The organism is Chitinophaga filiformis (assembly GCF_023100805.1).
GTDB lineage: Bacteria > Bacteroidota > Bacteroidia > Chitinophagales > Chitinophagaceae > Chitinophaga > Chitinophaga filiformis_B.
Genome location: NZ_CP095855.1, coordinates 3,731,715 through 3,744,944, shown reverse-complemented (window position 1 = coordinate 3,744,944; position 13,230 = coordinate 3,731,715). Strand labels below are relative to the sequence as shown.

The window sequence follows — 13,230 nt, the reverse complement described above, 5'->3', positions numbered from 1 at the left end:
ATAATTCCTTTACTCAAACTTAACACTCCGCTAAAACTCCCGTAATATTCGCTCACCACCTTTGCACCTTCACATTACTCACCAAAATCCATTACGATGACGAATTGTCAAAGACGGATGTTCTTTACCTTTTTTCTGTGCTTAGCGTCTGTTTGCTCTTTCGCACAAGCCAACCTGGCCGGCATTTCCGGTAAGGTGCGCGGAGCAGATGGCGCACCTTTACCAGGTGCTATGATCCTGGTAAAGAATGAATCTACCGGGTTTCAGACCAGGGCTGTTTCAAACGACAAGGGAGAATTCTTATTGAAAGAGCTGCCCTTAGGTACTCCCTATTCCGTTACCGTTGAAGCCATGGGAATGGTGTCGCAAAAACAAACAGGATACTCCCTGAACCAGGGCGACCTGCTGGCGGTATCTTTTAAAATGGAGGAGAAAACAACAGAACTGCAGGCCGTTGTTGTTACTGCCGGCTCCAACAAAAATAAGGTGGAAAATATCGGTGCGGCAACTGCTGTAACAGCCAAGGATATTGCCAAACTGCCGGTGAACGGACGTAACTTCACCTCACTGATGGACCTCTCCCCTTTGAGCAGTGGCACGAACCTCTCCGGACAACTCGCTTCTGCTACCAACTTTACCATTGATGGTATGGCGGCAAGAGGTACTATTTCCGGCGGACAACCAACCGGCGCTTATTCCATCTCTATGGAAGCAGTAAGGGAATTCCAGGTGGTGACCAACCAATATGATGTTACCTATGGTAATGCCGGCGGTGGTACCGTTAGTACTGTGACCAAATCAGGTACCAATACCCTGACAGGTAGCGCCTTTACCTTCCTCAGAACCGACTGGCTGTCCAGTAAGTATGGGCTTAACGGACAAAAACGTAACCAGCCCTTCTCTACTTATCAATATGGTTTCTCTATCGGCGGACCAATCATCAAAGACAAAGCGCATTTCTTCCTTGCATGGGATCACCAGGAAGACTCTCGTCCATTGAGCATTGCCTATATTCAGTCGCCCGACGATGAAAAGAGATACAATATCACACAGACCGGACTGGATCAGTTCCTGGCTATTGCCAGAAGCAAATACGGAGTAGCCAACACTCCCCAGGTCGGACAGTTCGACAAAAAGAAAAATACACATGCGGTATTCGGAAGGATAGACTGGCAGCTGAATGCAAAAAACCTGCTCACCATCAGGGATAACTTTATCTATGATATGGATAACCAATCCGACGGAGACAATACTGCCATCAATATCTATGAAGTATACAGCAGCCGCAAAAGTATCAACAATAGCCTTATGGCCTCGTTGCGTACTGCTATCAGTTCCCGCGTAACGAACGAATTAAAACTGCAGCACTACTGGGAGTATAATAAACTGTTCGCCAACTCGCAGCTGCCGGCTGATAATATCCCAAGAGCTATCGTACAGAATGTGCAATCTTCCAATGCCGAAGGTGCAACACTTACAACGGCCATCCAATTGGGAGGACAGCGTTATGGCGGCGACTACTTCAACAATCACCAGGTACAGCTGATCGATAACGTTTACTGGAATGTCGGCAAATCACACTTCACCTTTGGTGGTGGCGTTATATTCACCAACCAGAACTCCATCTATGGCAGTGAGACCAACGGACGTTTCTATTTCACCGGTCTTACCAACTTCGACAACCTGACCCCTTACCGTTATGCACGCGATGTATATTTAACGGACGATCATAACATCAAATTCAATATCCTCGTTCCGAACGTATATGCCCAGGTACAAACAACAGTGGCACCGGGCCTCGACATCACCGGGGGTATCCGTGTAGACTACACCGCCTACCTGGACAGGGCTAACTACAATGCAACAGTAGACAGGACCCTCGGACTGAACACTTCTAATAAACTGAGGACACTGCAGGTACAGCCACGTATCCAGGCAACCTGGGACGTCGGACAGAACAAACGCGATATCATCCGTGTAGGCGCCGGTATCCTGGGCTCTGCACTCAACCCTTATTCTATGATCAACAATATGCTGTTCGACGGTTCACATATTGTTGGTGTGGATCTGACAGGAAGCCAGGTACCTACGCCTGATTTCATCTCTTATAGGAAGAATCCCGCTACTGCTCCCGGTATGAACCTGATAAACGATCCGAATATTCCGAAACTGGCCACCATTAACATGAACGGAAAGAATGCAAAAGTACCTACCGTTTACAAGGCCAACGCCTCTTATTCTCACTTCTTTACCGAGAACTTCAGGGTGAGCCTCAACGGCTACCTGACACTGGGACGGAACAACTATACTTATATTGACCGTAACATGGTGGATCAGCCTTACTTCCGCATTGCCCAGGAAGACAATCGCGGTGTATACGTTCCAGCCAATACTATCAACGCCTCCAATGGCGCTGCCGACTGGACAAAGAGCCGTAAGACCACAGAAGTAGGACGCGTACTGGAATTGCAGAGCACCGGAAAAGTAAACCAGATGGCCTTCGTGGTTGATGGTGCATACCGTTACTTCAGAGATGGAGAGATCGCTTTTTCTTACACATGGAACAGCACCAAAGACAACACCTCCTACAATGGTAACGTGGCCAATACAGCAACACTGGTACAATACGTTAAAGACGATCCGCGTGACCTGAGCAAGATGTCTTACTCTGATAACCAGTTCAGAAATAAAGTAGTGGTATACGGTACCGCACCTACCTTCTGGGGCATCAGCGTAGGCGTTCGTTTCTCCGGTATCGGAGGCACCCGTTATTCACTGACGGTGAATGGTAACATGAACGGCGACTTCGTTGCCACCAACGACCTGGCATATGTTTACGATCCGAAAGCAGCCAGCACTCCTCAATACATCAAGGATGGTATCAACGCTTTGTTGAACAATCCTAAAGTGGAAGAAAGCACCAAAAAATATATCACCAGCAACTTTGGAAAAATCGCGGAAAGGAATGGCGGTGAAAACCCATTTTATGGTGTATTCGATATCCGGGTGAGCAAGAAAATAAAGACGTTTAAGAAACAGTTCGTTGAAATATCAGGAGATCTGTTCAACGTTGCCAACTCATTGAATAAGTCATGGGGTGTAAACCATAACGTGGGTACTACTAACCTGTACACCATCAAGAGCTTTGATCCGAACACCAATACCTACAACTATGCCGTAAATACCAATGCAGGGGTTTCCAGCCTAAGTGGTAATCCTTTCCAGGTACAGATCGGGTTGAGATATGGATTCTGATCTCACAGGATATTTCCTAAACAAAAAAAGGCCTGCTTATGCAAGGCCGTTTTTTCGTTTCCTGTGTGAAGACAAAACGTGCCTTTTTCCCGTCTTTATACCGCTTTAATACCGCTAATCCTACGTTAAAGGTACGTTCACGAACGTAAGATTAACGCAGCATTAGCGGTATTAAAGCGGTATCAGGACGGCATAAAAGCGGCAAAAAAATTCGGCAGCTGTCATAGTTGTCTAAACACTATTTTGTTACACAGCCGAAGCAATATCTCCTGAGGCCGCGCATAGGTAGCAACGGTTTCAGATGGGAATCGCTGGCCTTAGTTGTTTAAAGCATGTTCATACGATTGACAGGGGTTTCATCCATATTCAACAGCCCACACGATTCCTAAAGCCTGATAGCACACAGCTTCGAAGAACTACAGCCAGTGATCCCATACTGAAACCGGGCTACTTAGCGCTAATAGTAAATATTGCACAGAAAAACACCGAACCTCTGCTATCCCTCAGGTACACCCGAAGCGAAAACACATCTGAATTTCGCAAAGCATAACTGCACATTTCCGCCATCCGGGAACCCTTGTTTTTGCATTTCGTCCTCCCGTTTCTGCGGCTTGTATACATGATTTTGCAGTTCAGGTACATCCTTCAAAACCACTTTTCAATCTTTCCTAACATTGCATCATGAAAGCGTACAACTGCTGAAATATAAAGCAGTCAAGGCATTTCAGGAACATGCTCTTTGACATATGAAATCTTACAAACCATAAAAAAACCGCCTCATTTTTCAATGAGACGGTCCATTCTTTTTACATTTTCATGCACTTACTTCCGTTGGAACCAGGCATCAGGCACCTGCTGGATCTTCCCCCCATTCACCCTGTATTCCAGTTTCAATGTATAACCGCCCCCGCCTTCAACGAACTGCAGTTCAAACGGGTGTAGCCCTTTCTGCAGGGCCACCTGTCCGCTCTTCTGTACCGGTGCATGCCAGCCGTCATTGTCTACGACCTTATCACCGGCTATGTAGAGGTTCGCGCCATCGTCTGCCGTCAGGAAGAAGCTGTATATAGCCGTTTCCGGCACCTCGATATAACCGGTCAGCCTGGCGCCGAAGGCTTTACCGCCTTTGCCCATACCTTCAGGAATGATCGCGTTATTGACGTTGACCAGGCTATCTGCTGTTGCCGGCAGTTTACCCGCGCTCTTGTAGGAGCCGTTGAAATATTGCAGCTGCAGGCCGCTCTGTAAGCCACTTACGGTCACCGGCGGGAAGAAAGACTGCTGACGGTAGTTCAGCGTGTAAATATCGCTTATACTGCCGCCCTGGCTGAAAGAAGCCAGTTTGATAGTACCCGGACCAGGTACGATGAACGCTTCCGGTAGTTCGGGCGATTTAACGGAAGGCGCTGTACCATCGGTAGTATAACGGATAGTGATACCCGGCGCCGGTTTTTCCAGTTTCAGCACGGTCTTGCCTACCAGCACATTGTCGTCAGTGAAACCATCCAGGTCAGGCATACGGTAATGCACTTTCAGTTTGTCCAGCCTTTTGTATTGACCGTTCAGTCTTTTCAGGTAATTATCATAATCCTGCTTATGTGTCCACAGCACTTCCGCCAGCGCTGTCATACGCGGCATGAACATGAAGTCGGCACGTTTCTCGGAAGGGATCCATTCCGTCCAGATGTTTGCCTGTGCACCAATGATAGCTTTTCCTTCCTCCGGTGTCAGACCTTTAGGGACCGGATCGAAATGATAAACGTTGGAAACGGAGTTGCGGTCAGGAATACCGTCGAAGTACAACGGATTACCCGGTGTCATGATCACGGTATTGCCATTTTTTGCCGCTTTCACAGGTGCATCAGGTACCCAGCTACGCCAGTACATGAGGATCGCAGTAGGACTGATACCGCCTTCCAGGATCTCATCCCAGCCGATCAGCTTCTTCCCCCTGGAATTGAAAAACTTTTCCATCCTCTTCACGAAATAGCTCTGCAGCTCTTCTACGGAAGACAGGTTATTGGCCTTCATCACCGCTTCGCAGGCGGGCGATTTTGCCCAGGTGCTCTTTTCCACTTCATCAGCTCCAAGGTGAACGTATTCTGAAGGGAAGAGCGCGAATATCTCTGAGTATACATTCTCTGCAAACTCAAAGGTCGATTCATTACATGGGCAGATAGGCGTGGTAAACAGCGGGCCCCAGGTAGAGCCACCTACACAGCTCAGGTAAGGATAAGACTTGATAGCCGCCATCATATGGCCCGGCATATCAATTTCAGGGATGATGTCGATATGACGGGCTGCCGCATAGGCAATCACATCTTTCATCTGTGCCTGTGTATAGAAACCGCCATAGAGGGTTTTGCCATTCTTTTGTATGATATGGGATTTGTCGATCTCCATATCCGGATTGGTCTTCGCCTTCTGCATACATACGGAATCCTGGTTATTGAATTCACGCCAGGCGCCCTGTGCTGTCAGCAGCGGATATTTTTTGATCTCGATGCGCCAGCCCTGATCGTCTGTCAGGTGCAGGTGAAACTTGTTCATTTTGTACAATGCCAGCAGGTCGATGAACTTCTTCAGGTAGTCAACAGAGAAGAAGTGCCTGGACACATCCAGGTGCATACCACGCCAGGCATAAGAAGGATGATCCGTGATCTGTACAGCCGGCACAGTGATCTTCGCCAGCTTTCCGGCTTTCACACCTTCAATAACAGCCGGCATCAGCTGCCGGACGGTCTGTATGGCACGGAACATACCGGTAGGCGTCTTTGCAGAGATCACCAATTGTTGTGGCGTTACATCCAGCGTATAATCCTCTTCCCCTGTCAGCTGATCATTTTGCTTCAGTACAATGGCCCCTGTACCCGCTTTGGCAGCAACAGGTAAAGCCTTTCCCAGTCCCTGTTTTACCAGTGCCTGTAATTGTGCGGCTTCATTACTGAAAAATGTCTTGTTGGCGGGCAATACCAGTTTGGTACTGGCGGTGATCACAAATTCTCCCTGCCTGGGCGTCAGTTCCTGTGGATAGGGCACTAAAGCATAACGTGCAGGGTCTGCCTCCTGCGCCCGGGCAACAGATACGCCCAATAGTGCGCTGAGTGCCATGACGCCTGTAAGCCTGAATGATTTGAACATAATAGATTCTTTAAGCATGATAAAGGAAGCAGGCAAAATAACAAGAATCTCAACAGCAAACTGATGCCATATTGCTCATTACTGCGGCAATATTGACGCCTCGGGCTGCCAGTTTTCGATCTTCAGCAGGCGGAAAAATTCCGTTTCCTCTATTTCCCTTACGCCCCCTGGTGGCAGGTCGCCCAGCTCCAGGTCCTCGATAGATACACGTATCAGTCGATCGCAATGGTGCCTGATAGCTGACATCATTTTGCGCACCTGGTGATATTTGCCTTCGGTGAGTGTGATCAGCAACCAGGAATGTGGCAGGAACTCCTTTAGCGGATACTGCTCCCTCGGTTTGATATAAGCCGGCTTTTCCACGATCTCCGCCTGGCAGGGTGTGGTCACCCAGTCTACACCTCCCTTGATGCGGATGGTCACCCCCTTTTGCAATTGTTCCACTGTTTCCTGGCTCACAATATTCTTTACCATGACCAGGTAAGTTCTTTTATGCGGCTGCTCACTTTCAAATAACAGGCGGGTTACTTTTTTGTTGGTAGTGAGTATGAGCAATCCTTCGGAATGATTGTCCAGTCTTCCAATGGCATGCGTACCTTCGGGAAAGTCAAAATCAAGATCCCCCAGCAACCTGACCTTGTCGGGGCTGATAAACTGGGAGACCATGTTGTATGGTTTATTGATGATAAAGTAACGGTGACCGCTGTTGCTCATTGTTTAATTTATTTCAGATAAAATCTGACCAATTCTGATTAATATATTTCCATCAGACTGACATAAGTATCTATAATTTTAGCCATTGCCAAAATTATCTTCATTGTATGAAATTATTCGCTTTCGTTTTCGCACCACTTGCCGGTTTCAGCATGTTGGCGCAGGCTCAGTTAAAGAAAGACTATCCCATACAGCCTGTTGCTTTTACCCAGGTGCATGTGACCGATAACTTCTGGGCGCCAAAAATAAGGGTTAATGCCGATGTCACAATCCCCTATACGTTGGAACAATGCAGGCGTACCGGCAGGATCGATAATTTCAAGCGGGCGGCACACGTATTGCCGGCCGATACAATGACAGAATATACATTCGACGATACTGACCTCTACAAAGTAATAGAAGGTGCTTCCTACGGCCTCCAGATGAAGAAAAACCCGGAACTGGAACGCTACCTGGATACCCTGATCGCCGTTATCGGTGCAGCACAGGAAAAGGACGGCTACCTGTACACCTTCCGTACAATGAACGCGCCTAAACCTCACCCCTGGATAGGCACGAAAAGATGGGAGGAAGAGGAAGACCTCAGCCATGAACTATATAACTCAGGCCACCTGTTTGAAGCGGCGGTAGCCCATTACCAGGCTACAGGCAAAAGGAACCTGCTGGATATTGCCATCAAAAATGCAGACCTGCTGGTGAAGACCTTCGGCTTCGGAAAAGAGGAACGCTTCCCCGGTCACCAGATCGTGGAAACAGGGCTGACAAAGATGTACCGGGTAACCGGCAACAAATCTTACCTGGACCTGGCAAAGTTTTTCCTGGACGTACGCGGCCCCGGCAAAAAATACAGCGGAGAATATAACCAGTCTTACAAAAAGGTGGTTGACCAGCACGAAGCTGTGGGCCACGCTGTAAGGGCCACCTACATGTACACCGGCATGGCAGATGTGGCCGCCCTCACAGGCGATGAACAATACCTGCACGCCATAGATGATATCTGGCATGATGTGGTGGAAAAGAAACTATACATCACCGGCGGTATTGGCGCTACCGGCAATGGTGAAGCTTTTGGCAAACCATATGAACTGCCGAACATGTCGGCCTATGCCGAAACCTGTGCCGCCATCGCCAATGTATACTGGAACAGCAGGATGTTCCTGCTCCATGGCGATGCAAAATATATAGACATCCTCGAGCGTACCCTTTACAACGGACTACTGTCCGGCGTATCCCTGAGCGGCGACCGTTTCTTTTATCCGAACCCTCTCGCCTCCATGGGACAACACCAGCGCAGCGCCTGGTTCGGATGCGCCTGCTGTATTTCCAATATGACCCGCTTTCTGCCCTCTATGCCCGGTTACATGTACGCACAGGATAAGAATAATCTATACGTAAACCTTTTTGCCGGCAACACCGCCGATATTCAACTGCCCGCCGGGAAAGTAACGCTTACCCAGCAGACAAACTATCCCTGGGACGGAAAATTAAACATCACCATTAAACCAGCCCATACCACCGCTTTTGCCCTGCACGTCCGGATCCCGGAATGGGCAAAGGGAAAACCGGTACCGGGCGACCTTTATTTTGACGCAGACAGCGCCGCCGGAAAGCCGATCCATATCTTCCTGAATGGCAAACCAGTGAAATATGAGATGGTGAAAGGTTATGCCGTGATACAACGTACCTGGAAGGCGGGCGATAATATCAGCCTGGAATTCCCGATGCAGGTGCAGAAAGTCCTGGCGAACAGCGCTGTGAAGAGCGATACCAGCCGCTTTGCCCTGGAACGCGGCCCGCTGATGTACTGCCTCGAAGGTCCCGACAATAAAGATGCTACCGTACAAAATATCGTTGTAGATAAAAATGCCGTAGTCAACGCGGTATATAAACCGGACCTGCTCAATGGTGTGACCGTCCTTGAAATGCAGGGTACCTCCACCAGCAGACAGCTGAACTCCGACCAGTTGATCAGTTCAACACAAACAGTGACCGCCATCCCTTATTATTCCTGGGCTAACCGTGGTCCTTCGGAAATGACCGTCTGGATACCTTACGAAGCTTCCGCTGCACGGCCGAAACCGGCGCCGACCATTGCGTCAAAAGCCAAAGTGAGTGCTTCTGTGGCAAATAAAAGGATGTACATGGCCCTGAACGATCAGTATGAACCTAAAGACTCGCACGACAATAATTCCATGTACCTCCACTGGTGGCCTAAACACAATACGCTGGAATGGGTGCAGTACGATTTTGACCAGGAATATACCGTATCGGAATCGCAGGTATACTGGTACGATGACAGTCCCTTCGGCGATTGCCGTATACCCTCCTCCTGGCGTATCCTGTACAAACAGGGCGACCAATGGCTACCGGTGAAGAACGTCAGTCCCTATACGGTTACAAAAGATAAATACGACAGCGTAAGGTTCGAGCCGGTGAAAACCACCGCTTTGAAGCTGGAAGTACAGCTACCTGCAGAAAATGCATCAGGCATTCACGAATGGATTGTTAAATGACTAAATTTTTTAGCTAATATTGCAGTGCTATGTCACTGCAAATTACATCACTCAATTCTGGCAGCAACGGAAACTGTTATTATATCGGGAATGCAACGGAAGCCGTCCTGATTGATGCAGGCATATCCTGCAGGGAGACGGAAAGGCGGATGAAACGCCTGGGATTGCGTATGGACAGTGTCAAAGCGATATTTATCTCACATGAACATTCAGACCATATCCGGGGACTGGAAGTTTTGTCGAGAAAGTATAGCCTTCCGGTATACATCACGGAAAACACCATGCAACATGGTAACCTGAGCCTGGATGCATTGTATGTAAGAAGCTTCGATGAATACACGCCTATATCAGTCGGAGCACTCAGTGTAACCGCATTCCCGAAATTTCATGATGCCATAGAGCCCCGCAGCTTTATGATCAGTTGCGCGGATGTGAGGATAGGCGTATTTACAGATATCGGCGCTCCCTGCGATCACCTGATCAGGCATTTCCAGCAATGCCATGCCGCCTTCCTGGAAGCGAATTATGACGAGCAGATGCTGGAAAAAGGCCGCTATCCATTCTACCTGAAACGGCGCATCCGCGGAGGGAAAGGGCACCTATCCAATACACAGGCCCTGGAACTGTTTAAGGCGCACAAGCCGCCTTATATGAGCCATCTGCTCCTGTCCCACCTGTCCAGGGATAATAATAATCCAGAACTGGTACTCGAGCTCTTCCGTCCACATGCTGGACGCACGCAGGTCGTTGTCGCTTCCCGCGATGTGGAAACGGCGGTTTATCATATCAGCGCCACGCATCAACCTGTCGTTCCTAAAATAGAATACATACAGGGACAACTGTCTTTTTAAGACATCCACCCACCGTTCATTAAGTAAGGCCCCATATAAGCAGCAAACTATATTGCGGCTTCCTCATGCAGACCAGAAGCAACCCGCTTTCCAACATATATCATATCACCTGCTAACCATTGTCATATTCCAGGTCCGCCCCCGTGAATACTTTTGTAGCATCAATTAAACATCATCTTATGATCAGCATGCCATATATCACAGCTGCAGAAGCTGTAAAATGTGTTCAATCCGGTAACCGTGTGTTTATTCATGGTAGCGCAGCTACCCCCGTTCATGTTCTCAGGGCTTTGCAGAACAGGCATTCAGAACTGAGGAACGTGGAACTGGTAAGCATTACCACATTGGGAGATGTTGATTTCGATAATCCTTTATACCGGGAAAGTTTCTATATAAATTCCTTATTCGTTTCAGCTGCAAACAGATCGGTGGTGAATAGTGATGACGGAGATTATGTGCCCGTTTTCCTCAGCCAGATCCCGCAGTTGTTCAAGAAAAATATCCTGCCACTGGATGTGGCCATTGTACAGGTTTCACCTCCTGATGATCATGGTTACTGTTCCCTCGGCACTTCTGTAGACATTGCCAGGGCAGCGGTGGATACGGCTAAATACGTGATCGCACAGGTCAATCCGCTGATGCCGCGTACCCACGGACAAGGCTTTGTCCATATGTCTAAGTTCCATGCTGCCGTATGGCAGAAGGCGCATCTTCCTGAACTGGATTATTCTGCGCAGTCAAACGCCATCACAGAAAAGATCGGCCGCAACATTGCCCAGCTGGTGGAAGACGGCGCAACGCTGCAACTGGGTATTGGCGGCATTCCCGACCAGGTGCTGAAGAACCTCAGCAACCATAAAAACCTGGGCTTACATACTGAAATGCTGTCTGATGGCGTAATACCGCTGATCGAAAGTGGGGTGATCAATAACAGTCAGAAAAAGCTGAATACCGGTAAATCAGTAACCTCCTTCATGGTAGGTACCCGTAAGCTGTATGACTTTGTGAATGATAATCCGGCTTTGCGCGTAATGGATATCAGTTATGTGAATGATACTTCTATCATCCGGCAGAACCCAAAAGTGACCGCTATCAACAGCGCCATTGAAATAGACCTGACCGGCCAGGTATGTGCAGATTCTATCGGTACTTATCAGTTTTCCGGTATCGGCGGACAAATGGACTTTATCAGGGGAGCCTCCCTTTCAGAAGGAGGTAAACCGATCATTGCCCTGCCTTCTGTTACCAACAAGGGAATTTCCCGTATCGTCCCCTTCCTGAAAGAAGGAGCTGGCGTGGTAACCACCAGGGGGCATGTGCATTGGGTGATCACCGAATATGGTATGGTAGACCTCTTCGGGAAAAGCCTGAAACAACGCGCCAAAGCCCTGATAGAGATCGCCCATCCCGATCATAGAGAAGAACTGGAACGGGCCTATTTCTCCCGTTTCGTCAAAAAGGTAGTCCCAGCATTGATATAATAGCGTTAAAGATGGCTCAATGCATCCTGTAGGTCGAGTTGATTTACGGGATGCATGATCCTTTTGCGGTGGGCCCGTCCCCAGTTGGCCATTTCATCAATGATGGTCTCGAGCGTTTTGCCGTATGGCGTCAGCTCATACTCTACGGTCACCGGTTTAGTATCGTACACCGTACGTTTCACCAGCTCGTTCAGTTCCAGCTCCCGCAACTCCTTGGAGAGCATCTTGGAACCTACCCCCTCTACTTCACGTTGTAATTCCATAAAGCGCTTTTTCCCAAAACGCAGAGAGCCTATAATGGCGATCTTCCACTTTCCATTCAATACGTCCAAGGTATCGTGGATGGCACGGAGATGCTCCGTACATACTTCAGACTTTTCAGAAGTTCCTGTTTTCTTATTCATAATCAGTATAGTTTCCCCCGAGAAACCACTTTCCTCCGGGATACCACTTTCGAAAGTAAAGCATCTTTCGGAACTTTACAAATCAAAGCAGCATTATTATGAGTACTACTAATAAGATGAAAGTAGAGATCTGGTCGGATATTATGTGTCCATGGTGTTATATCGGTAAGCGGAGATTTGAGGCTGCCATGGCCCAGTTTCCCGACGCCGGCGCCGTGGAGATAGAGTGGCACAGTTTCCAGCTGGACCCTACCATACAGTCCGGCCATGGGGATAATCTGTACGCCTATCTGTCAAAAAGGAAAGGCATTCCCTATGAGCAGGCAGAACAGATGAATAACCAGGTAACCGCCCTGGCAGGCAGCCTGGGTCTGACCTATAACCTGGACCAGGCAGTGGTGGCCAATTCTTTCGATGCCCACCGTCTCATCCAGCTCGCCAAAAAGCACCAGCTGGGCGACGCAGCCGAAGAACGTCTTTTCAGGGCATATTTTACGGAAGGAAAGGATTTCAGTGATCCGGCTACCCTCGTAGCACTGGGCAAAGAAATAGGTCTGGAAGAAAGCGTTTTACAGGAACTGGTCAGCGGACAGGCATACGCTGCTGAAGTACGTCAGGATATAGCTGAAGCAGAAGCTCTGGGTGTAAGAGGTGTGCCTTTCTTTGTATTTGACCGTAAATATGGCGTTTCGGGCGCACAGGCGGCCGAAACCTTCCTGGAAGTGCTGAACAAATCTGTGGGGGAATGGAAAAAGACACAACCTTCCGGACTGGAAATAGTAGAAGGTCAAACTTGTGGTCCTGACGGAGACTGCTGACATACTGTTGTCATCTTCGTATCTTTCCTTTGTACTGTTAAAATAACACCGCA

General features: G+C 48.5%; 8 protein-coding genes. 5 read left to right on the top strand and 3 right to left on the bottom strand.

The genetic code is table 11. From position 1 onward, the window contains the following. Positions 1-96: 96 nt before the first annotated feature. A complete protein-coding gene (locus MYF79_RS15055; RefSeq protein WP_247814793.1) occupies positions 97-3,255 on the top strand; it encodes a TonB-dependent receptor in 3,159 nt (1,052 codons plus the stop codon). Between the two features lie 822 nt (positions 3,256-4,077). On the opposite strand, the gene MYF79_RS15050 is transcribed toward MYF79_RS15055, so the two are convergent. Both MYF79_RS15050 and MYF79_RS15045 read right to left on the bottom strand, forming a co-directional pair. Next, positions 4,078-6,396: a family 20 glycosylhydrolase gene (locus MYF79_RS15050; RefSeq protein ID WP_247814792.1), complete on the bottom strand. Its 2,319-nt coding sequence runs from the start codon at positions 6,394-6,396 to the stop codon at positions 4,078-4,080. Positions 6,397-6,474: 78 nt separating this feature from the next. Next, entirely contained in the window at positions 6,475-7,110 is a 636-nt protein-coding gene (locus tag MYF79_RS15045) for a pseudouridine synthase (protein WP_247814791.1), read from the bottom strand. A 107-nt stretch (positions 7,111-7,217) separates the two neighbouring features. On the opposite strand from MYF79_RS15045, the gene MYF79_RS15040 reads away from it, so the two are divergent. The 3 genes from MYF79_RS15040 to MYF79_RS15030 all read left to right on the top strand — a co-directional run bounded on the left by MYF79_RS15040 (position 7,218) and on the right by MYF79_RS15030 (position 11,955). Then, positions 7,218-9,623: a glycoside hydrolase family 127 protein gene (locus tag MYF79_RS15040; protein ID WP_247814790.1), complete on the top strand. Its 2,406-nt coding sequence runs from the start codon at positions 7,218-7,220 to the stop codon at positions 9,621-9,623. A 29-nt stretch (positions 9,624-9,652) separates the two neighbouring features. Beyond that, positions 9,653-10,474, top strand: a complete 822-nt coding sequence (locus MYF79_RS15035; RefSeq protein WP_247814789.1) for an MBL fold metallo-hydrolase — start codon at positions 9,653-9,655, stop codon at positions 10,472-10,474. Positions 10,475-10,653: 179 nt separating this feature from the next. Next, positions 10,654-11,955, top strand: coding sequence for an acetyl-CoA hydrolase/transferase family protein (locus MYF79_RS15030; RefSeq protein ID WP_247814788.1), 1,302 nt, complete (start codon positions 10,654-10,656; stop codon positions 11,953-11,955). Positions 11,956-11,960: 5 nt separating this feature from the next. Here MYF79_RS15030 and MYF79_RS15025 read toward each other — a convergent pair whose 3' ends face one another. Next, positions 11,961-12,359, bottom strand: a complete 399-nt coding sequence (locus MYF79_RS15025) for a winged helix-turn-helix transcriptional regulator (protein ID WP_247814787.1) — start codon at positions 12,357-12,359, stop codon at positions 11,961-11,963. A 98-nt stretch (positions 12,360-12,457) separates the two neighbouring features. Here MYF79_RS15025 and MYF79_RS15020 point away from each other — a divergent pair, with 98 nt between their 5' ends. Continuing rightward, positions 12,458-13,177, top strand: a complete 720-nt coding sequence (locus tag MYF79_RS15020) for a DsbA family oxidoreductase (RefSeq protein WP_247814786.1) — start codon at positions 12,458-12,460, stop codon at positions 13,175-13,177. Positions 13,178-13,230: the final 53 nt, after the last annotated feature.

Bases quoted from the DNA above. Each gene is read 5' to 3' on its own strand.
- MYF79_RS15055 (WP_247814793.1), top strand. From the start codon at position 97: ATGACGAATTGTCAAAGACGGATGTTCTTTACCTTTTTTCTGTGCTTA.
- MYF79_RS15050 (WP_247814792.1), bottom strand. From the start codon at position 6,396: ATGTTCAAATCATTCAGGCTTACAGGCGTCATGGCACTCAGCGCACTA.
- MYF79_RS15045 (WP_247814791.1), bottom strand. From the start codon at position 7,110: ATGAGCAACAGCGGTCACCGTTACTTTATCATCAATAAACCATACAAC.
- MYF79_RS15040 (WP_247814790.1), top strand. From the start codon at position 7,218: ATGAAATTATTCGCTTTCGTTTTCGCACCACTTGCCGGTTTCAGCATG.
- MYF79_RS15035 (WP_247814789.1), top strand. From the start codon at position 9,653: ATGTCACTGCAAATTACATCACTCAATTCTGGCAGCAACGGAAACTGT.
- MYF79_RS15030 (WP_247814788.1), top strand. From the start codon at position 10,654: ATGATCAGCATGCCATATATCACAGCTGCAGAAGCTGTAAAATGTGTT.
- MYF79_RS15025 (WP_247814787.1), bottom strand. From the start codon at position 12,359: ATGAATAAGAAAACAGGAACTTCTGAAAAGTCTGAAGTATGTACGGAG.
- MYF79_RS15020 (WP_247814786.1), top strand. From the start codon at position 12,458: ATGAGTACTACTAATAAGATGAAAGTAGAGATCTGGTCGGATATTATG.